The organism is Oligoflexus sp., assembly GCF_035712445.1.
Taxonomy (GTDB): Bacteria; Bdellovibrionota_B; Oligoflexia; order Oligoflexales; family Oligoflexaceae; genus Oligoflexus.
Window position 1 is genome coordinate 85,188 of sequence record NZ_DASTAT010000071.1, and the last position, 20,864, is coordinate 106,051.

The following is a 20,864-nucleotide window of genomic DNA, read 5'->3' on the forward strand; positions in this document are numbered from 1 at the left end:
GAGCTTGTTCCAAAATTTTTCACATCATCGGGCGGGCGGAAGATATCGATCCTGACGTTGATCACGATTCCATATCAGACCCTGAGAAGGCTCCCAGTCCAGGATCCAGAGCCCTTTCATATCGGCAGCCGGGTCGAGAAGTTTCTGCGCCACAGCATCAGTTACATATTTTTGAAGACCGCGTTTCAGATCCCGTCCTGCGAAACTACTGTTCAGCGCGTTCTGTATCAGAAGCTGCTCAAGCCTTGGAGCCAGTTCCAAACGAATGTCGCGCTCGCTCAGACGTTGATTGAGCTGCGCCAGCTCTTTGTGCAGCATACGATGGAAGTGCACGCGGGCCAGGGATTTGAAGGGCACGACCTCGTCGATACGATTCACCAATTCAGGGCGTAAATGTTCACTGAGCTGCAGCCGGATTTCCTGCTCGCGCTCCGCCTCCGGCACATGCGCGGCGCTGGCCTGCAGGTTGGATGTCATGATGATGAAGGTATGGCGGAAATCCGCGAGCCGACCGCGGGCATCGGTAAGGCGACCATCATCGAAAATCTGCAGCATGATATCAAGGACGCGTGGGTGAGCCTTTTCGATTTCGTCGAAGAGGACGATGGAATACGGCTTGTTCCGCACGGCATCCGTCAGAAGCCCGCCGCCTTCATAGCCTGCGTAGCCGGGAGGCGCTCCGATCAAGCGGGCCACGTTATGCGCTTCCATATACTCGGACATATCAATGCGAATAAGATTCTGTTCACTTAGAAACAAGGCGGCGGCCAAGGCCTTGGCGGTTTCGGTTTTGCCCACTCCGGTCGGACCTAAAAAGAGAAAGACTCCGGAAGGACGCTTGGGATCACTGAGCCCGAGTCGGGATCGACGAACAGCCTTGGCCACGGCCGACAGGGCCTCGTCCTGACCGAAGACGCGATCGTTGAGCTGCGTTTCCAAATGCGCGAGGCTTTGCTTTTCATCGGCCAGCATTTCACCGACGGGAATGCCGGTCCAAAGAGCGAGCACCCGGGCGATTTCCTGACGATCCACCGCACGGCCGAGGAAGGCGTGAATTTTTTCCTGCTCTTCAAGCTGCTGCTTGGCTTTCTCAAAAGCTTCCTTGGCTGCAGGAAGTTCCTGGTACTGAAGTCGTGCCGCCGTTTCAAAATCACTGCGTGTCTTGGTTGCCTGCCAGAGTGAGGTCAACTCCTCGACACGCACTTCGAGAGCACGCATATGCTCCAAATCTTTTTGATGCTTCTTCCAGATCGCTTCAATCGCAGCGGCTTCTTCTGAAATCTTTTCCAGTTTAACTTTGACCTGGGTCAGGCCCTTGCTCACCCCGCCCTGCCTTTCCAAAGCCTGCTGCTCCACGCGCAGCTGGGCGGCCTGAGCCTGGAGATGCTCAAGTTCAGCCGGCACACTCTGCATCTGCAGTTTAATGCGGGCCGACGCTTCATCGATCAGGTCAATGGCTTTATCGGGCAGATTTCTGTGCGGCAGGTAAAGGATGGAGAGATCCACAGCCGCCTGCAGCGCCTCATCACGGATGGGAATGCCATGATGTATTTCATAAGATGTTTTCAGGCCTCGCAGTATGGAAAGCGTGCTGTCGCGCGTGGGCTGCTCGACCATCACAGGCTGAAAGCGTCTTTCCAGGGCCGCGTCTTTTTCAAAGTATTTGCGGAATTCCACCAGCGTCGTCGCCCCGATGCAGCGGAGCTGGCCACGGGCCAGGGCCGGCTTCAGAAGATTGGCCGCGTCCGCACTGCCTTCGCTTTGCCCGGCGCCGAGGATCGTATGGATTTCATCAATGAAGAGTATCACGCGATCACCGAGACTCTCCAAGGCGCGGATGAGCTGCTTCAGGCGTTCTTCAAATTCCCCGCGGTATTTCGTTCCGGCGAGTAAAGCGCCAAGATCAAGGCTCAGAACCCGAACGCCCTTAAGGGATTCCGGCACTTTCTCTTCCACGATACGCAGCGCAATGCCTTCGGCAATGGCCGTTTTTCCAACGCCGGGCTCACCCAAAAGTATCGGATTGTTCTTTTTCTTACGACTCAGAATTTCAAGGACGCGGCGGATCTCCGTGTCGCGACCAATCACAGGATCAATCGCTCCGCGGCTGGCCTGCTCTGTGAAATCATGCGTGAAGTCGCGGAGGCGTTTATCAAGTTCAGCTTCCAGTTTGCGTGAGGAATCGGCTTCTTTCCTAGGCTCGGCCTTGGGCGGGCTGGGATTATTCTTCACCACTTTCTGGGAAGGAGGGGCCTTGGCCTGCGGCACCTGCCAGACCTGAAAGTCCTTGGCTTTGTCATCCTGGGTGGAACGCTCTGTTGTTTGCATCACAGAGGATGCATTCACAAGGTGCGGCCACAGGTCCTGGTTGGTGATGGTCCTGTCTTTGACAGTGGCTTCGACCTGATCCAGCACCTGATTCAAACGGGGCCCGAAGCCCACCGACACGCGACCAAATTTTTTCGGATAGAGCTGCAGAAAGTCTTCCAGGGCTTTTTCCAAACGGGCATGGGATTCCGCATCCAGCATCTGAAAGTCGCGACGAATCATGGCCAGGGCCACGTGCTCCACTTCCATGTAATCGTGCCCCAAACCCTTGGCATAACGCAGGGCAAAGTGCAGGACTGTTTGCGCTTCGAAACTATAACGGGAAACATCCACGACCCACTCCCTCGATCTTCTGGGGGCAGGTCCTATGTCGGCAGATTCATGGGAAGGGCTTAGCCTTGGCGGCTGGCTTCGACGAACTTGAGGCGCAGATCGTGCAGAACTTCCTGCATCAGCTTGTCCTCTTCCTCGGTAAGGTTGCCTTTGGTTTTTTTGGCCAAAAGTTCCAAAATATCTATATTCTGCCGCGCGAGCAGCATATTGCGGCTGACTCTCTCGGGGCCGATGCCCATGTAGGAAAGCGCTGCCGAGCAGAAACCCAGAATCAAACCAGAGAAATCAACTTCAGATTCATTTGCCATCTTCGCACCTCGCTGCTCTTCTTATAGTACGGATTCCCAGTCTGCATCAAGATTCCGACAAGATGGCGCATAAGGCGCTATGAGTTAACTCTTTAAATTTACGAACGTCGCGGGTATAAGGTTGTGCTCACCTCCTGCGGACGTGGTGGAATGGTAGACACGCTGGTCTTAGAAGCCAGTGCCTTCGGTGTGAGAGTTCGAGTCTCTCCGTCCGCACCATTAAGACCTATTCAGAGCGATAATTTTTGCAAGTTTACCAAGACCAAAACCCCTAGTAAGTCCCTCTTATCAGAGAGAATACTTAGACTCTTGATGTTTAAAATAACTTGGTCCATACTGAGAAACTCTGAAAGACAGACGATGTTTTTTAAGGCAGTTGCGCGGCAGACCACCGCTGTCGAACTTATCCACAGGCACTTGTGGATATCTCCCACCATGGACCAAGGGGTACGCGGTCTAACTTCCCGATAAATCAAAATAAAAAAAAATCCACAGGAACATTCAATTCCTGTGGATAAGTCTTATTTGAAACTGCGTTTTAGCGAGCCAAAGCTGCCTTAGCGCTGTTTACAAGTTCACCAAAAGCCGCTGGCTGATTCAGCGCCAAATCGGCAAGAACGCTACGGTCCAAAGTGATGTTGGCTTTCTTCAGACCGTGAATCAGTTCGGAGTAACGCAGGCCAGCAGCGCGGGCAGCGGCGTTAATACGGGTGATCCACAGTTTGCGGAATTCACGTTTCTTGACGCGACGGTCACGGTAAGCGTACACAAGGCTGCGACGCACAACGTGGATCGAGTTGCGGAACCGGTTTTTGCGGGCTCCACGGAAGCCTTTTGCCAGGGCGAATATTTTCTTTCTACGACGTCTTGCTTTAAAACCGCGTTTGGCGCGTGCCATAGTCTATATCCTTTAAGAGAAGGTCGGGTTAATTAAGTCTTACAATCAACGGTACGGCAAACAGGCCAGAATCAGGCCGACGTTTGACTTGTGCACATAGGCAGCGGTCCGCAGCTTGTTCAGACGTTTACGACTCTTCTTGGTCAGGATGTGGCGCTTGTACGCCTGGGCGCGCTTGATTTTGCCGGACGAAAGCACTGTAAAACGCTTCGCCGCGGCACGCTTGGTCTTCATTTTTGGCATGGAAGTCTTCCTTTTCTTTGGAGCCCACGAACTGAGTGCGTCAGTAGGTCAGGCGAAAGTTGGGGCCGTCCCCCGAATGGACCCATTGGGTCGAACGGAACCCCAGTGTCTATCACTTCCCATGCGTTGGTGCAACGGATAATCCGTGGATCAGTTGCTGGATCGCTGGCCCCGGGCAGGGCCTGGGATCACAAATGCCAATTTGGCTTCTTCCAGCAGACGAGGATGCTCGGTCTTCAGTTTGGTCCACGATTCTTTGGTGACGATCAGAGTCTTATCACCCTCGGCGACCGCATCAATCTCGACCGGCTTGCCCCCGATGTAGGACTTCAGCTCGCCCGAGTTCTTGAAGAACCAGCGGCCTGTCATCTGCTTTTTATAGGCCGATTTCGCTATGTCCTTCGGACTATAAAGGAGTTCACCGTCCGTGCTGCGAATTTCCGTTTGGAGCAGCGGCGTTTTCAGACCGCTGATCTGCACGACCACGGCACTGCCTTCACTCGGCTGCGCGGCGGGATCTTCGCCGGCAAATTCATTGAACCCGAGATCCATGGCTTTCGGCAGGCTGCTGTCGAGTTCGACCCGCACGCGGCCATCGGTAAAGTAGGTGGTATTGAAAACGTAAGCGGTCCTGGTCAATTCCGTAGCAAGGGCGGCCGAGGCCTCCTCGCTCAAACCTTTCTGAGCGCGAACCTTGGCCAGGGCGGAAAGGGCATAGACGAGGCCCTCTTCGGTCGCGACTTTTTCCGCGCCTTCAAAGCCTTTCTGCGCAAAATCCACCGCGGCCTCGCCATAGAATCGAATCCGCATCGTCGAGTAATTCAATTCAAAGCGATCAATCTGTTCAACCACAGGCTGGGCATACGCGAACGATGTCAGCCCCAGACCCGTAGCCAAAAGCATGGACACATGGCAAAACCTGCGATTCATAGGCTCTCCTTGCTATGGAATCATCTCATCAAATCAATCCCGAGATGAGCTGAACGACGGAAGGTGTCCCACAAATGATATCACCCCGCTCTATGTCATAGCGAGCCCCTGACACATTGTTGAAATTCTGTACAATGCCGCCCGCTTCTTCCACGAGCAGGGAGCCGGCCGCCAAATCCCAGGGACGCAGTCCGGTTTCCCAGTAACCGTCGTAAACACCCTCGGCCACCAGAGCGAGGTCCAGCGCCGCCGCCCCATCACGTCGAATACTCTGACAAGTTTGAGCTACGGCTAGAAAAAATTCTATGTCTTTCTTCAGGTTATCGCCCCGATGATAGGCAAAGCCGGTGACCAGGAACGCGTCCTGAGGCGAACGATCAGGGCAGACGCGAATCGGTTTTTCGTTCACCCACGCGCCACGCCCCCGTTCAGCTACATAGGTCTTGCCGCGGATGGGATCATGAACCGCACCGGCCATCACGCGAATGCTGCCGTCCTCTTGAAAAACGCCGCGACCGATGGAGACGCAAAAGAAAGGATAATTGTTGGCAAAGTTGGTCGTACCATCGAGCGGATCGACGATCCAGATCGAGGAACCGACCGAGCGATCCTCCGAAGACAGGCCGGCTTCCTCCGAGAATATCTTGTCCTGCGGCCTTTTCTGCCGGAGCGTATCGAGGATGACCTTTTCACTCGCAAGGTCGGCATCGGTGACCAAAGTTTTGTCAGATTTTTGACGCACGCGAACATCTGAACCGAAACGCCGGGTTAACTCCGCTCCAGCGCGGCAACTTAAGTCGTGCAAAAAGGCCATCTCTTCCGTATATTTCGCTTCCATTGAGGCTTCCAATCATTTGAGATTCATCTTCTGGATCGGTTCCAGTTTCTGTATGATCATTATTGTGGCACGGTCGTCCGCTTTGCGCGAGGTCAACCTCGTCCAGTCTGGCACCGGGTTCCAAGACCCTGAATCCTGGCACATTTTCCGCTTGGCGACCGAGACCTTGCGCCCTTAAATTTAAAGCCCAATCTGCCGAAAAGTAAGTGGGTATCTGGAAAGGACTATAACGTGGAATCTATTACTTCATCAGAGCTTGCGTTGGTCACAGCCATAGGCGTGGCCTTCGGATATGCGTTCTTTGTCGTTGTTCGTTTTCTTCTGCCGCGCAAACAGCGGGCTGATGTCGCCGAACAGCGGGACCTTGTGATTCAAAAAGCGCAGCAGCGCAAAGAGCAGGTGATCGCCGAAGCCAAGAAGCGGGCGGAAGAAAAAGCGGTGCAGATGCAGGAAGAACTGGAGATGACGCTGGAAGAGGAGCGCCTCGCCCTCGAAGCCAGTGACGCGGACCTTGGCGTGCAGGATCAGTTCGTGCAGCACGAAGAGGAACGCATTCAAAAGCTCGAAGCCACCTATCAAAATCATCAGAAAAAAGTCAACGAGCTGAAAAAGCAGCTGACCGAAGTCCAGACCTCGGTCACGCAGGTGAAGATCACGCTGCAGGAAAACCTCGCCCGCATCGCCGACTGTGACCGCGCAGGCACCCAGCACTTGATTACCGACTCGCTCGTCAACGAGCGCCGCCTCGACAGCCAGAAGCGGATCAAGGAACTGGTCGATGATCTCGAAAGCCATTCCAAAAAAGGCGCCGAGCGCGTTCTGAGCCGCATCATGTCCCGCTACCAGCCGAGCTTCATCTGGCCGAAGAGCACCAATCACGTCGAAGTCATCAATCCCCGCCTCTTCGAAACTCTGCAGAATAATCCGCAGCTCATCACCGACCTCACGGCATTGACGGAAGGCGTGGAAATCACCCTGTCCCCGGCGACCCACGATGGTTTGCCGGCCATCATTCGCCTCGGCGGCGGCTATGGCATTTTCAAGGAAGCGGCGCGCCTGACCCTTGAAGAACTGCTCCCCAAGGGACCGGGCAACTGGGCGAAGTGTGACAAGACCTATCTGAAACACCGCCGTACTTTGGAAAATCAGGCTTTGAAACTCGGCCGCCAGGCGATCACTGAACTGGGCCTTTTCGATATCCACGAGGAAATCCAGAAGATGATCGGCGCTCTGAACTGGCGAACGAGCTATCGACAGAACCAGTACTATCATTCGCTGGAAGTCGCAAAGCTGGCCGGAGTTCTGGCGGGCGAGCTGGGCGTCGATCCCAAGATCGCCAAACGCTGCGGACTTCTGCATGATATCGGCAAAGGCATCGACTATCGCATCGAAGGCAGTCATGCCGTCATCAGCGGTGACTATGCGGATCGCTTCGGGGAAAAGCGCCTGATCTGCGACACGGTGATGTCGCATCATAACGATCTCGTTCTCGACACACCGATGAGCTACGTTTTGAAATCGGCGGATACCCTGTCCGGTGCCCGTCCTGGTGCGCGTATCAACCTTGAGGAAGGTTATCAGGAACGTCTGCAGGCCATGGAGGAAGCGATCAAGTCCTTCCCCGGCATTCAGAAAGTCGCCATCATGAACGGGGGACGCGAGGTTCACATCGGTGTGAATCACAAGAAAATCCGCGAAGAGGAACTGCAAAACTTCGCGGCTGCGATTGCCCGCAAGATCGAAGAGGAAGTGGCCTTCCCTGGTCAGATCAAGGTGCTCGTGACCCGACGCTTCGAAGCGTCAGCAGTCGCCTGATCCCACTTCATGTTATAATCAATTCCAGCAAGGGGGCTCTCCTGCCCCTTTTTTTGTTGGAGCCCGGCATGCCGCAGAAATCCCGCCGCCAGATCAATGATATCCAGGAAAAAGTCATGATTTACCTGAAGCTCCAAAGGTTTCAGGCCGCGGAAGAGCTTTTGCGCAGCGCGATGGACGAGCATGGCCCCCTGGCGAATCTTTTGAACCTCATGGGGCTCTGCCATCACCGGCAATCGAAATTTCCCGAAGCCATCGAATACTTTGAAAAGGCCAAAGCCGCCAATCCACGCTTTATCGAAGCCGCCCTCAACCTGGCTGTGACTCTGTCGGACCTTGGTTTCTATGAATCCTCGCAGAAGGTCTATGGCGAGCTGCAGGGGCATATGGGCGATGGCCAGTCGCTGCCTGACCTCGTGCTCGGCCGCCTTGCGAACCTTCATAACAAAACTGCGCTGGGCTATGAGCAGGCGGGCCTTTACGATCAAGCGGCCCAGGAATACGCCAAGGCCCTTCAGGTCTATCCCCGCATGCCGGATATCCGTCTGCGTCTCGCCAAGGTTTACCTGCGCATGAATTCCTATCATCAGAGCCGTGAACAGCTGATGGCTCTTCTGGAAGAGAACCCGAATCATCCCGAATGTCTGAATCTCCTGGGCACCATCGCATTTCGCATGGGTGATTGGGATGGGGCGCAGAGCTTTTGGCAAAAGACTCAAAACGTCAATCCCAACGATAGAACATCGCGGACTTACCTGCGCAGCAGTCCGCGCAATCCACCCGGGGCGACAATTTAAAGTCAACCGACCCCTCCTTTTTGCCGATGGAAAAGGTGGGAGATAATCCGAATGGAAAAGAGTCCACACAGTTTTCCAAGTGGCCTGAGGGCTTTGGTCGCCGACGACCATGACCTCATTCGGAAGTCCATTGCCAAAGTTCTGGTCCGGCTCGGCTTTGCCGAAGTCCTTGAATGCCATAACGGGCGCGATGCCAAGGTCATACTCGATACGCAGGCCGTGGATCTGGTGATCTGTGACCTCGATCTGAATTTCATTTCCGGTTTTGAAGTGCTCGATCACCTCAGAAGCCTGGATACCGGCTCGGACACGCCGTTCATGATCGTGACCGGAGCTGCGGACAAGGACGACATCGTCAAAGCCGCCAACAAAGGCGCGGAAGAATATATGGTCAAGCCCTTCACCCCTGAAGAGCTGGAGGCCAAGATCATCAAGATGCTCAATCAGTATCACGCTCCAGGCCCCATTCTGGGGCGTTTGCGGGAAGCGGAAAAAATGCTGATTGCCGGCCAATTTCCTGAAGCGGAAGCGGTTTTGAATGAACTCATTAAGATGAAGGATACCCCGCGGGCCCGTCACCTGCAGGCGGTTGCTCTGGTCAAGCAGCATAAGAATGCGGAAGCCACGGCGCTGCTTCAGGCGAATATCAAAACCACGCCGAACTTTTTGAAAAACTTTGTGACCTTGGCCAACCTTTATATCGATGCCAAGGATTATAAAAATGCCATCCACGCTTTGACCCTGGAACTTGAGCTGAATCCCAAGCAGCCTTTGCGGCAAATCAAGCTTGCCAACATGCTGCTGAAGGAAGGAAATCCGCACGCCGCGATCGAACATTATCGGCTGGCGCTTCTGGAGAACAATAAAAACCCCGAGGCGCTCTATGGGATGGGCACGGCCTATGCCCTGGTTGAGAACCTTGAAAAGTCGATCTATTACTTCAAGCGCTACAGACGCAATCATCCGAAAGACAGCAGGCCCCTGAAGGCCATTGTGCAGTTCGCGGAGAAGACAGGTCAGCTGCGCATCGCCGAGATCGCACTCCTGGATGAAAAGAAATCGCACCCGGAACGGCTCGACAGCTATATCATCCTCGCGGAATTCTATTTCAAGCATGAGAAGGAAGAGCAGGGCTTTCAAACCCTGGAAGCCGCCATCAAACGCAAGCCTGATTTTACGCAGGCTCATGTGGTGATGGCCCAGCATTATCTTCAGCTGAAAGACCTGGAAAGCGCCATCCGCGTTTATCAGCGCTATGGCAACATCACCAAAGATCCTGTGGCCTATATGATGCTTGCGCAGCTTTATATCCAGCTCAAGAAATATGCGCAGGCCATGGCCACACTTCATCAGGGCATGGATGCCAAGCTCGATCCGCAAAAAGTCTTTTCCCTCTTGATGCTGTGTACCTACCGCACCAAGCAGACAGCGAAAACTTTCTACATACGGGAACGCCTGAAGCAGCTCAATCCGAACGAGGAAATTCCTGCGCCGATCGCCGAGGTTGAACAGCTGCTCCTGGCCCGACGTCGCGCCAAACGCGGCTTTAAAAAGGTCTCCTAGCACTTCCCCTGAATTCCCCTTATGATCGCTCTCCGTGGAGGATTGCGGTCATGGATCAGTTGCGTGCGCAGCTCGGAAATTATCTGGAATGGTTGGAAAGTCGCGGTTTAACTGGGCCGATGGCCTTTCGTGCGCCGGATGAGTTGCCGAATCACAATGAACCACAGCATGGTGACACAGATGTGCCCGTCGCGCCTGTCGCGCCTGCTGCCTCAGCCGCCCCAGTTGCTTCTGCCTCTGCCGCTCCGGTCGCGACGTCAGCTCCTGCCCCTTCCGTGGCAGAAGCCCCAGCTCCGCAGCGCGAAGCCGGCATGCCGTGGAAAGTCGGCTTTTATAGTTCGAGCGATCTGACCGAAGAAGAATTCATTATGGTCTCGAAGATCGCCCTCGCCCTGGGATTGCCTGCCGAGGATTTCAAGATCTGGGCGGAAGACAGCCTCGTGCATGTCCCCGTTGATCTTCTGCGCTGCTCTTATATCGTTGCGTTGGGGCCGGGAAGCGGGCAAACGCTTCTGGCTCTGGGACAGACGGTGGCCATGAATACCATTCAAAAGGCTTTGCAGGGCGCTCCCCTGCTGACCATCCCGCATCCGCGTGCGATGCTCAAAGAACCGGCGCTCAAAGGTGGAGCGTGGACGGCGCTGCAGAAACTCAAAGCGATGATGCTTCCCTAAAAAGAAAACGGCCCTCTCTTCCGAGAAGGCCGCCCCATTTTCACATCAGCAATTACTTGCCATCTTCGAATTCGGCATCGACCACGTTCGGATCGCTCGACTTCGAGCCGGCGGAACCCTGGGCTCCTGTTGCACCCGCCTGCTGACCCGCAGCCTGCTTATAGAGAGCTTCCGCCAGTTTATGCGACTTGGCTTCGAGCTCGTCTTTCGCAGCTTTGAGTTCGGCAGCGTTGCCGGAATCCAGCTTGGCTTTGGCCGAAGCCAGAGCGCTTTCCAGTTCAGACTTGATATCGGCTGGCACCTTGCCCTCGCCTTCCTTCAGCGACTTTTCAGTCGAGAAGATCAGAGAATCCAGTTGGTTACGGTTTTCAACCGCTTCGCGACGCTGACGGTCAGCATCCTTGTTCGCTTCGGCTTCTTTCACCATGCGATCAATATCGCGCTCGTCGATCTTCGTGGCGGCTTCGATCCGGAGTTTTTGCTCCTTGCCGGTGCCAAGGTCTTTCGCGGAAACCGAAAGGATACCGTTGGCGTCGATATCGAAGGTCACTTCAACCTGAGGCACACCGCGTGGTGCAGCCGGGATATCCTGCAGTGTGAAGCGAGCGAGCTGACGGTTGTCGGCAGCCATTTCACGTTCACCCTGGAGGACGTTGATCTCAACCGATGTCTGGTTATCCGCAGCGGTCGAGAAGATCTGAGACTTCTTGGTCGGGATCGTGGTGTTGCGTTCGATCAACTTGGTCATCACACCACCCAGAGTCTCGATACCGAGAGTCAGAGGGGTCACGTCCAGGAGGAGAACGTCTTTCACATCACCAGCCAACACACCACCTTGAACCGCAGCACCAACGGCCACGACTTCATCGGGGTTCACAGTACGGTTCGGTTCACGCTTGAAGAAGTCCTTCACTTTCTGCTGAACGAGTGGGATACGAGTCGAACCACCGACCAGCAGAACTTCCTGCACTTCTTCCACAGCGAGTTTTGCATCTTTCAGAACCTGACGGCAAGGCGCCAGGGTTTTTTCGATCACGTCGGCGATCAGCTGCTCGAACTTCGCGCGGCTGAGGCTGACGTTCAAGTGCTTGGGACCGCTTTGATCAGCCGTCAGGAACGGCAGGTTCACGTCGGTCGCCTGAGCCGAAGACAGCTCGATTTTGGCTTTTTCTGCAGCTTCCTTCAGACGCTGCATCGCCATGGGATCGCCTTTGACGTCCACACCGGTTTCCGACTTGAAGCCATCCACCAGCCATTTGATAAGGATCTCGTCGATGTTGTCACCACCGAGGTGGGTATCACCACCGGTTGCCAACACTTCGACGACGTTCTCACCCACTTCGAGGATCGAGATATCGAAGGTACCACCACCGAAGTCATAAACGGCGATCTTTTCATTTTTCTTTTTATCCAGACCATATGCGAGAGCCGCAGCCGTAGGCTCGTTCACGATACGCTTGACGTCCAGACCCGCGATGCGACCGGCATCTTTCGTGGCCTGACGCTGACTGTCATTGAAATATGCGGGAACGGTGATGACCGCTTCCGTTACAGGCTGACCCAGGTAATCTTCAGCGGCCTGCTTCAGTTTGCCCAGAACTTTGGCGCCGATTTCCTGGGGTGTGTAGGTCTTGCCGTCGATGTCGAAGACAACCATATCACTTTTACCGCGGGTGACTTTGTAAGGCATCTTCTCGGCTTCGTCCTTGCGCTCCGCAAAGGTACAACCCATGAAACGCTTCGCCGAATAGATCGTGTTGCGTGGGTTGGTCACTGCCTGACGGCGTGCGGCATCCCCGACCAGAATGTCTCCATTCTTGGCAAAGGCCACAACGCTGGGCGTGGTGCGCTTGCCTTCCGCGTTAGCGATGATGACAGGCTGCCCGTTTTCCATCACGGCCACCACCGAGTTGGTCGTTCCCAAGTCAATACCAATAATCTTTCCCATATCTTACTCCATCTTTGGCAACCCTCGTGGGGCCTGCTCAAGGGTTAAACGATCTGCCTTATTCCAGCCACTTATGCCATTTAGGCTTGGCTTTCTTTCTCTCCTTAAACCTAATGCCGGTCGCTCCGCTGTCAACGGGTCAATCATGATAAGATGAAAGAAACGAGGAGGATGAGCGCCGTGTATGAATTGCAGTGTCCATCTTGCAATAAGGCATCCCAGTATAATTTTTCGGATTATTTGCTGCTTTGCCCCTTTTGCTCAGCCACCTTTCGCTTTAACGTCGAAGGCGGACAGAAGGAACTTTTTGGGGATCACTACATCGTTCCCAACCTCCTCGACGCCGGTACGGTCAAAGAGCTGGCTTTGGAATGGCTGCGGCGCATTCACCACAAACCCGGCACGGTCGATAAGGAATTCTTTGTCGTCGATGTGCAGGGCTTCAGCGTGCCTGTTTGGATAATTTCTGTGGAAGGGCACACGGCCTGGAAGGGTCTTGTCCGCAAGCAGAACCGCCAGGTCGCAACGCATACCAGTAACGAATATCTGACCGAGTCCGGTCAATTCCGGCGCAGTTACCGCTGGGCGGTTCTGGCCCGATCCAATATCTGTGAAACCTGGGGTCTGACGCGTCTGCATGAACCTACCGAACCTATTCACGTGGAATGGGATGGCTTTCCCTTCGACTCGACCTTCTCGCGCGGTCGTCTCATGGATGAGGAGCAGAAGTCGGCTTATGAAGCGCGCCATTACTTTGAATTCAAATACGCGAATGGTCTTCCCATACTCGGCATTCAGGTCGAGGAGGAGGAGGGTCTGCGTCGCGCCCGGAATCACGTTGAGCTTTATCACTATAAGCTCGCCTGTCTGAATTCCGATTACCTGATCGATTACCGCACCGAACTTGAAGTCGCGGGGATCCAGCTTATTCACGTGCCTATCTGGAAGATCGGCTACCTCTATCGACCGCGCAGTCTCGTTCGGCATTTCTATCGGCCAAAAGAAAAGAGGCTGGTCCTCGACGGCTATGGAAAAGGTATACTAACCGGCGAATTGGCTCTGGTTTACCACGACAAGATCATGATCAACGCCTATGTCACAGCATTTGCGTCGTTTATTTTCTTTTTGCTGGGAATCAGCTGGCATCCTGCATTTCTTTTGGTCGCGCTCTTCTCCCTCGCGGTTTCAGGGATCAGCATCTTTACCAGTTTGAAGAAGAAAGCAGAGCGGGACGAAGAGGAACTGCAAAAACTCTCGGCCAGCATCGGTCGCATGGCCGGCGTTAATAAAGCGCCCGGATTCAGCCGGGCTTCGTAAGCGATTCGTTCTTATTCACCGGAACCCAGGGCTTCGTGCTCGGGTCCACCCGGCAATTCCGAAGGCGGCGGGTAAGGCAGAGGAGGCATGGACATGACCTCGTCCAGTCTTTCCCGCAGCTCCTTTTCCTGCACCGGCTTTTTCAAAAAGTGACTACCGAGAATTTCCTGCGAATAGGCCGCGACCACGCGAGATTCCGCCGCAAGGACTGAAATCAAAAGACAGCGCGGGGGCTGACTCAATTTACGCAGCTCGCGATAGCATTCAATGCCGTCCATTTCCGGCATGATGATGTCCAGCGTCACAAGATCAGGCTTTAGCTCTTCGGCCATTTCCAGGGCTTCCACACCGTTGACGGCTTCACCCACAATATTCCATCCCAGCCGACCCAAAAGCTGCCGCAATTCGCTGCGAACTCGGGGGGAATCATCGACGATCAAAGCTCTCATGCATCCTCCTTGAGGGGCGGTCCCCTATGCAATCAGGTTACGGGAGAAGGCCGCTTCCCGCAAGGGTCTTCCCCCCGGGTCCAGAGGCTCAAAAATGTCCAGCTGGCGGCGCACCAGAGAAGGCTGCGCCCCCAAACATCCATCCAGCCCTGCCCTTCCCAGCGCACAGGTCCGTTTTGCTGACCATGCTGATGCACATAGAGAATGCCTTCGTGCAGGGTCTGCAGAAAGCTCCTGAGCATCGCGCCGACCCAGTCCTCGGGCCAGATCCAATACAGAAGTCCGGCTCCCAAAACTATATGCCACACGGGTTGTAAGAAAGTATTGAGAACAAGACCCCAGGGACTGAAACTTCCAAAATAGCCCAGATTCACCGCAATCAAAGGGCCTTCGACTGCCGGCAGAAGGCGTCGTTGCCAGCCTTTGGGCCACGGCCTCAGATAACGGACCATGGTATAGGCCGTCCAGCTGAGGGCATTCGATAGGCTCAGAAAGCTTCCGGGAAAGAGAAAGGCCTGAAGGCCAAAGACCAGACGATCGCTTTGTCTGGAATCCATAGGCGCGGCTACGAGAGGCAGCCAAAGGCCAAGCAGAAGCGCGAGCCAGGCCCTTTGACAAGGCGGATTGAAGCCGACCACCAAAGCGAAGAGCGTTATCAAACCGCTCACCAAAAGCCGGGCCAGCGTCACCCAACCAAGCCACCCCGCAAAGGGCAAAAGCCGAAGCGCGTAAGCGATGCGCCCCGGACCTTCGACAAGCCTTTGCAGAAAACCGCCGATAAAACTGAAATGCGCCCCACTCACAACCAGCACATGCAAAAGGCCGAGGTCCTGATAAATCCGCGGCCAGGTGTCCTGACCATCATCCTTGAGGCCAAATCCAAAGCGCAGAAACCAAGACCCCCATTCGGAATCCCAGCTTATAAAAAAGTGCTGAAGCTGCGATGCAAGTCTTGCGGCGATCCGATCGAGAAGTCCATTTTGAAAGAATCGAGGCAGCGGATCATGCAGGCTATTGGCCGCTCCGAGGAACCAGAAAAAAGGATGGGTCATCCCTATGGCGTCCGCAGTCCAGACCGTTTGCCAGAGGGCACCGGCAAGAAACGCAGCCCGAGGCCAGCCGCGAACGAGGAGGACAGCCGGCGCAAGACAGAGCCAGGCGCGATCATCCCAGGGAAGACTGCGCATGAAAGCGAAGGTGCATTGACCGGCGAGAAAATGAAAGGACAACAAAAAACCACTCCTGCAGGACCGTATGCGCGAGGCACAAGATTAGCAGGAGTGGTTCTATCGATCGAGTGACAGGGTCAAGCAGCAGATGTCCGCCGTCCGCTTACGCGTAGTTGGCGATCCCGGCTGCGGGCATCAAGTGGTTCAGAGCCATCGACAGAGCGACGTCGCTCAAATCGGGCTGGAACTCTTCCAGATACTCATCGGCATTGTCGATCAGAAACTGCACGGCTTTGGCGTGCAGGGCATGTCCGGATTTGTGCGCGTAAACGTCAGCCAACAAAGGCGCACCGAGCAGGGCAAAGTCGCCGATGAGATCAAGCAGTTTATGACGAACGAATTCATCAGGAGCACGCAGGCCTTCCTCGTTCATCACGCCTTGCTCGCCAATCACGATGGCATTTTCCAAACCACCGCCCAGGGCCAGACCCTGTTCGCGCATGGCCTTTACATCACTGAAGTTACAGAACGTGCGAGCGTCGGCGATGGTCAGGAAATTTTCCAGACTCGCGACGTAATCGATCGACTGGCAGCCGATCACGGCGGCGCGGAATTCGATCGAGCATTTGATTCTTTGACGATCCGATGGTTCCAGGCGCAGCATCTTATCGCCGTCCTGGATCAAAACGCTTTGCTTCAAACGATAGGCCTTGGCCGGAGCCATGAGGTCCTTCAGGCCAGCACTCAAAAAGCGGCGCACGAAAGCAGCCGAGCTGCCGTCCATAATGGGAATCTCGGGCGCATCGATCTGAACGAGGGCATTGCTGATGCCAAGTCCGGCGAAGGCGGCCATGAGATGTTCGATGGTCGAAACGGATTCACTGCCGTTACCGATCGTGGTGGAAAGAGCGGTGGAGCTGACTCGTTGCGCGATGGCGCGAACGGGTTGGCTGCTGGGGCTGTCGACTCTTTGAAACTGGATACCTGAATAGGCCGCTGCCGGTTTCACCGTCATGCGAACCATACGACCGCTATGCAAACCCTTGCCGGTAAAGCTTACCGCATTAAGAAGAGTAGTTTGATTCTGAGCGAGAAGCATTCAAGCCTCAAATTTAAAAAGGGAAACCTACAGACCCACCTGCTATTGAGCAAGACCTGTGCCACCAAATTAGGCTTTGGTATATTATGAACTATCTGATTTTATTGAGGAATATTTTGAAAATCAGATGCGCTTGGGCCTTTGGTGTGGCAGCAGCGCCACAGTATCCATAATGACGTTGCAAGTCTACAACAAAACACCTGCGGGAAATCCCGGGCAAATCAACGATAACTACGTGCCGAATCCCGATGTTTGAAGTAGGGGCGCGCAAGACCTGTTCGCTCCTCGAAGATCGCGGCAGAGCCCCAATTTTCCGGGAAACCCAGAGCATCGGCGACATAGAGCTGCCCCTGTTCTTCCGTTTGCAGACAGGAAGATTGCAGCAGGGCGGTCGCCAGCTGCGAGCAAAAGCCGATCAGATAGCTCTGCAGAAGGCCGGGTCCGCGCTGTCCACTCTCACGCGTGGAACGGGCTGCTGTCATCTCGCAGACCGCACGCCAGTGCGGAGCTTGAAGGATCTTCCGATCCAAACCGAGATGTCCGATCGCCTCCGGTTCTGTGACCGGAACGCGACTTTGAATGCCCGAGCGATACTCAATGAAGCGCTGCCAATGTCTTTCACTGCCCATCAGATGCCAGCCGAGATTACGAAGCTGCTCCAGCACCACAGGCAGGGCCTCGCCCGATTGCTCGGCATAGGCTACCAATGCCTGGAGCGCGAGGGATTTCACATAATAGAGTGCAGGCCTTGGTTTATGCGGACTCGCAATGCAATGAATGCCATCAAAGAAGGTCCGCAGAAGATTGCCGCGCGACGCGTGATCATCCGAAATCTCGGCGGTCTGCCGCGGCACGCTCTGCGCCGCCAACGCCCAGCCTCGAATGCGAAGTTCACCCAGATTGAATTGAAAGTTGCGGAACGCCCCGAACGCCAGAGTCGGATACTGGGGCTCCTTTGGTGTTTCTCCCACATACCAGGCAATCTGCCTTTCAAATTGCTGCAAAACACCGCGGCGGTAGTAGGTGTCGAGCTGCACGAACATCACTTCCAGGCCCTGCCGCAAAACCTCGGCTGAGCCCGCTATAAAGCAAAGGCGATAACCGCTGTCGAGCAGTCGCGTCAGCAGAGAAAGCGGCGGCAAAGCCTCATTCACGTCCAGATACACAAGCTCGTAATGCGGCGGCTCACCCCATGTTCGCAGCTGCCGGATGTGGCGTTGCAAAAAAGCCTCATACTGCGGCTGGCAATAGAAATGCGCGGCTGTGTCCAGGAGAACATAATCGGTCGTGCTCGGTGTTTCGCGCAGTTTCGGAGCGTTGATATGAATCAATATAGGCGAGCGCGCCGGATCACGAATGGCCTTATCCGTCCACATAACCGCGGCATGATCATGCATCATCATTACTTTGTTGCGTTGAGGCTGCTCCTGATTCCAGGTTTCAATCTGCCTCGCGGCCCAGGGAAGCAGCTGCAAACGCCAGTCCTTCCAGGTCAGTGCAGCATCCACATAGCCGTGCTGAACGACTTCTTCCGCGCGCATCAAAGGACGCCTTTGCCACTGCTCCAGAATCTTCGGCCTTTTGTTCAGCTGACCCGCAACCCAACCGAGTGGCGGCATTGCGCCAATCGCCATTTCCGGAAATCCGAACCAGGTTTCGCGATTGAAAACAAAACGCCGATGACAGACGAGCATCATCTCAAAAAAAGTTCCCTGGCATCCATGTTCCGTCACATAAAACCAGGGAACCGGAGAATACTGAATGTTCTGCCGCAAACGATACCAGCGGCGCAGACGCCAGCGTAATTCATCCCGCTGCAGCGTCGTATGCACTTCATTCATCCAGCTCGGATGAAAATCGTGAACAGGCACCTTCTGAATCCAGATCACCGCCTCAAGACGGCTCTTTGCGGCCGTTTGATAGACCTTTTCAATCAGATCCTCGAAAATCGCCAGGGTATCGTCGACCGCCGCGCTCAGGGAGCTGCCCGTATAGGTCCAGTCGGCGAGAATCAGGTTGTCGTGCTGTTCGTACTTCATGAGTTGCGCACCAGATAAGCCATATGACAACGGCCGTTCAAAGGGAAATAGAGATAGGTTGCACGCTTCGCATCGGTCAGCAGGAATTCCATGAAGCTGCTGAGCGCATTGGAAAGACTCGACCATTGCGGCAAACGCACCTGATCAACCGACACGCCGCGCAGCCTCAGCTCATCCCAGCAGGCCGGCAGAAGATTTTTGATATGACTGTAAACATAGATCCGATCGAGGCTCGATGGCGTCATGCCCTCGTCCTGCAGCCAATGATTCCATCTTTGAAAAAATTCCGGCACACCCTGAAGGCTTTCCCGAAAATCGGTGACAGGAAAGTCCCGTCCGCGCAATACGCAGGGCCCGCTGCCGCGATCGACGGCATTGGTTTCCATAAAGGCTTCGACGCAGGTCAGGCTGCGGCTGTGATCCATCTTCATACCGGGTTTGCGGCGCGATGTGGGGCCCACGCTCAAGAGCCGGCCGAGGTTATCCTGCAGAAGGGCCTGGCTTTCGACCGTTTTATAGACCCGGTCCTGCGTCTCCAGCAGCTGCTCGAAAGCGGCCATATCAAAAGGCTTGACCTTCGAGAGCGACACTTCGAGAGCCGCGCGACTCGGTTCCTGAAGACCCGGGGCCTGATCGACGATTTGCGCGAAGCAGGCATGACCATAAGGTTCTTTCAGAATCGCATTCCAAAGATCAGTCAGACTATTCAGGATGGTGGTGCGGGAAAAGAGGGAGGACATGGGCGGTCTTTGCGCATCCGAAGATGCGTAGAGAAGGAGACTGGGCCGATCGGCAATCTTATGAATCCGACTCAGGATCAAGGAGTCAAGCGCACGGGCTCTTTGCAGAACCCGATCCACCGGAGGCAAAGGCCAGCGACAGACGCTGCCCTGAATCGAAAGAGATGCTTCGTATAGATACATGCCGCAGCCTTATTGTCGAAATGCCGGCCATCGAATACGCGTCGCCCGGCTTTCGCTTTACCTGGCTTCGGACACGCGACTGGCATCATATGCATCCTGCAAACGAGTGCGGCCTTCCCGCACTTTTTCTTTCAGATAGGGATCATCCACCAGTTCATAGAGTCTGCCAAGATCCGCCAGGACCTTATCCCATCGATGCGCCTCAAGGTGCATTTCGATCAGATTTTCCAAAGGCTCCAGCATGCGGGGCGCCAGGTCCAGACTCTTCAGATAGCTTTCTTCCGCATCCATCGGACGGTTCAGCTGTTCTTCCAGCTCCCCGATTTTATAGTGAATGATGGCCTTGTTAAGGTTTCCTTCAATCTTCCGCAAATAATTGCGCAAAACCTTGAGGCAGCCTTCCCAATTCTGCTGACGAAAGTACGCTTCGTAGTGAATCGTGAAGGTATTCAAGGGACTGTCAGCGCAATGCTTTTCGATAATGTCGACCGCGTTCTGCGCCTGATCAAGCTGGTACAGATAAACGGCAGCCAATTCCTGAGCACTGCGATAGCGATCGTTGATATGTTTCGCATTTTGAAAAAGGCTTTGCAAGACCGAGACGACCTTGTCCCACTGGTTGTTTTGAGTATAGACAACCTTGAAGTAGCGCAGAGCCTTGAGGTTGTTGGGCTCCAAATCAATCAGCCGCTCGTAGCAGCGGTTGAGCTGGAGTTCATCATATTTTTTCTTTTCAAAAATAAGGCAAAGTCGTTCCAAACAGGCGACAGAATCCTCTTTGGAGCGCAGGCGAGGCAGAATTGCCTGCAGAATAATCGCCTCGGATTCGAAGTCCTGTTCGCTGATGACGTGACAAAGGGCGCGTTCCCGGAATTCGGCATAGCTGAGGCGAAGATCCTTGAGGAGTTTGACGCAGATTTTCGCAGAACGCTGAATATCTTCCAGATGAACGGCATAGGCGCGCGCAGTGCGTACATAAAAATGCAGCTGACGTTTTTTCGGATTGTCGATCTGGGCTTCCAGCAGGCGGAAATAAAGCGACCAGCACTCATAGTCCTGAAGCTTTTCCAGGATGGCCTCGAAATGCTGCTCGGGTATTGAGGCCCCCTTGTTGAGCTGGAGAACCAGGTCATTGATATCCAGGGACAGGGAAACATCCATGGGAAAGACTCCGCCTTTGCCTACGCGTGTTA

The 20,864-nt window shown here is 54.6% G+C and carries 18 protein-coding genes and 1 tRNA gene; 6 read left to right on the plus strand and 13 right to left on the minus strand.

Translation table 11 applies throughout. From position 1 onward, the window contains the following. Positions 1-24: 24 nt before the first annotated feature. Together VFO10_RS16090 and VFO10_RS16095 are read right to left on the minus strand one after the other, a co-directional pair. Positions 25-2,661: an ATP-dependent Clp protease ATP-binding subunit gene (locus VFO10_RS16090; RefSeq protein ID WP_325141947.1), complete on the minus strand. Its 2,637-nt coding sequence runs from the start codon at positions 2,659-2,661 to the stop codon at positions 25-27. 59 nt (positions 2,662-2,720) lie between these two features. Then, positions 2,721-2,969, minus strand: coding sequence for a DUF1844 domain-containing protein (locus VFO10_RS16095; RefSeq protein ID WP_325141949.1), 249 nt, complete (start codon positions 2,967-2,969; stop codon positions 2,721-2,723). A gap of 136 nt (positions 2,970-3,105) precedes the next feature. Here VFO10_RS16095 and VFO10_RS16100 point away from each other — a divergent pair. Further along, positions 3,106-3,188, plus strand: a tRNA-Leu gene (locus VFO10_RS16100). A gap of 319 nt (positions 3,189-3,507) precedes the next feature. Here VFO10_RS16100 and rplT read toward each other — a convergent pair. From rplT to VFO10_RS16120, 4 genes are all read right to left on the minus strand, one after another. Further along, positions 3,508-3,867 (minus strand): 50S ribosomal protein L20, encoded by a 360-nt coding sequence (rplT, locus tag VFO10_RS16105; RefSeq protein ID WP_325141951.1) that lies wholly within the window; start codon positions 3,865-3,867, stop codon positions 3,508-3,510. A 45-nt stretch (positions 3,868-3,912) separates the two neighbouring features. Beyond that, the gene (gene rpmI, locus VFO10_RS16110) at positions 3,913-4,110 is read right to left on the minus strand and encodes a 50S ribosomal protein L35 (RefSeq protein WP_325141953.1); all 198 of its coding nucleotides are present in this window, start codon (positions 4,108-4,110) and stop codon (positions 3,913-3,915) included. Between the two features lie 150 nt (positions 4,111-4,260). Beyond that, a complete protein-coding gene (locus VFO10_RS16115) occupies positions 4,261-5,040 on the minus strand; it encodes a hypothetical protein (protein WP_325141956.1) in 780 nt (259 codons plus the stop codon). A gap of 28 nt (positions 5,041-5,068) precedes the next feature. Next, positions 5,069-5,878, minus strand: a complete 810-nt coding sequence (locus VFO10_RS16120) for an inositol monophosphatase family protein (RefSeq protein ID WP_325141958.1) — start codon at positions 5,876-5,878, stop codon at positions 5,069-5,071. Between the two features lie 231 nt (positions 5,879-6,109). On the opposite strand from VFO10_RS16120, the gene VFO10_RS16125 reads away from it, so the two are divergent. The 4 genes from VFO10_RS16125 (at position 6,110) to VFO10_RS16140 (ending at position 10,727) form a co-directional block, all read left to right on the plus strand. After that, the gene (locus tag VFO10_RS16125; protein ID WP_325141960.1) at positions 6,110-7,693 is read left to right on the plus strand and encodes an Rnase Y domain-containing protein; all 1,584 of its coding nucleotides are present in this window, start codon (positions 6,110-6,112) and stop codon (positions 7,691-7,693) included. 68 nt (positions 7,694-7,761) lie between these two features. Next, on the plus strand, positions 7,762-8,490 hold the full coding sequence (locus VFO10_RS16130) for a tetratricopeptide repeat protein (RefSeq protein WP_325141962.1): 729 nt from the start codon (positions 7,762-7,764) through the stop codon (positions 8,488-8,490). A gap of 51 nt (positions 8,491-8,541) precedes the next feature. Beyond that, positions 8,542-10,053, plus strand: coding sequence for a response regulator (locus VFO10_RS16135; protein ID WP_325141964.1), 1,512 nt, complete (start codon positions 8,542-8,544; stop codon positions 10,051-10,053). A 50-nt stretch (positions 10,054-10,103) separates the two neighbouring features. Then, a complete protein-coding gene (locus tag VFO10_RS16140) occupies positions 10,104-10,727 on the plus strand; it encodes a hypothetical protein (protein ID WP_325141966.1) in 624 nt (207 codons plus the stop codon). A 52-nt stretch (positions 10,728-10,779) separates the two neighbouring features. Here VFO10_RS16140 and dnaK read toward each other — a convergent pair whose 3' ends face one another. Next, complete coding sequence (dnaK, locus tag VFO10_RS16145; protein ID WP_325141968.1) at positions 10,780-12,675, minus strand: molecular chaperone DnaK; 1,896 nt, start codon at positions 12,673-12,675, stop codon at positions 10,780-10,782. A 180-nt stretch (positions 12,676-12,855) separates the two neighbouring features. Between dnaK and VFO10_RS16150 the strand changes: the two genes are divergently transcribed. Further along, the gene (locus VFO10_RS16150; protein ID WP_325141970.1) at positions 12,856-13,992 is read left to right on the plus strand and encodes a hypothetical protein; all 1,137 of its coding nucleotides are present in this window, start codon (positions 12,856-12,858) and stop codon (positions 13,990-13,992) included. 11 nt (positions 13,993-14,003) lie between these two features. On the opposite strand, the gene VFO10_RS16155 is transcribed toward VFO10_RS16150, so the two are convergent. The 6 genes from VFO10_RS16155 to VFO10_RS16180 form a co-directional block, all read right to left on the minus strand. Continuing rightward, the gene (locus tag VFO10_RS16155) at positions 14,004-14,441 is read right to left on the minus strand and encodes a response regulator (protein ID WP_325141971.1); all 438 of its coding nucleotides are present in this window, start codon (positions 14,439-14,441) and stop codon (positions 14,004-14,006) included. A gap of 32 nt (positions 14,442-14,473) precedes the next feature. Beyond that, a complete protein-coding gene (locus tag VFO10_RS16160; RefSeq protein WP_325141973.1) occupies positions 14,474-15,673 on the minus strand; it encodes a ComEC/Rec2 family competence protein in 1,200 nt (399 codons plus the stop codon). 100 nt (positions 15,674-15,773) lie between these two features. Further along, positions 15,774-16,709: a UDP-3-O-acyl-N-acetylglucosamine deacetylase gene (gene lpxC, locus VFO10_RS16165; protein ID WP_325141975.1), complete on the minus strand. Its 936-nt coding sequence runs from the start codon at positions 16,707-16,709 to the stop codon at positions 15,774-15,776. 221 nt (positions 16,710-16,930) lie between these two features. Beyond that, the gene (locus VFO10_RS16170) at positions 16,931-18,748 is read right to left on the minus strand and encodes a hypothetical protein (RefSeq protein ID WP_325141977.1); all 1,818 of its coding nucleotides are present in this window, start codon (positions 18,746-18,748) and stop codon (positions 16,931-16,933) included. Beyond that, positions 18,745-19,671, minus strand: a complete 927-nt coding sequence (locus VFO10_RS16175; protein ID WP_325141978.1) for a hypothetical protein — start codon at positions 19,669-19,671, stop codon at positions 18,745-18,747. The genes VFO10_RS16170 and VFO10_RS16175 overlap by 4 nt, the downstream gene beginning before the upstream one ends. Positions 19,672-19,728: 57 nt before the next feature. Next, positions 19,729-20,832 (minus strand): hypothetical protein, encoded by a 1,104-nt coding sequence (locus VFO10_RS16180; RefSeq protein WP_325141980.1) that lies wholly within the window; start codon positions 20,830-20,832, stop codon positions 19,729-19,731. Positions 20,833-20,864: the final 32 nt, after the last annotated feature.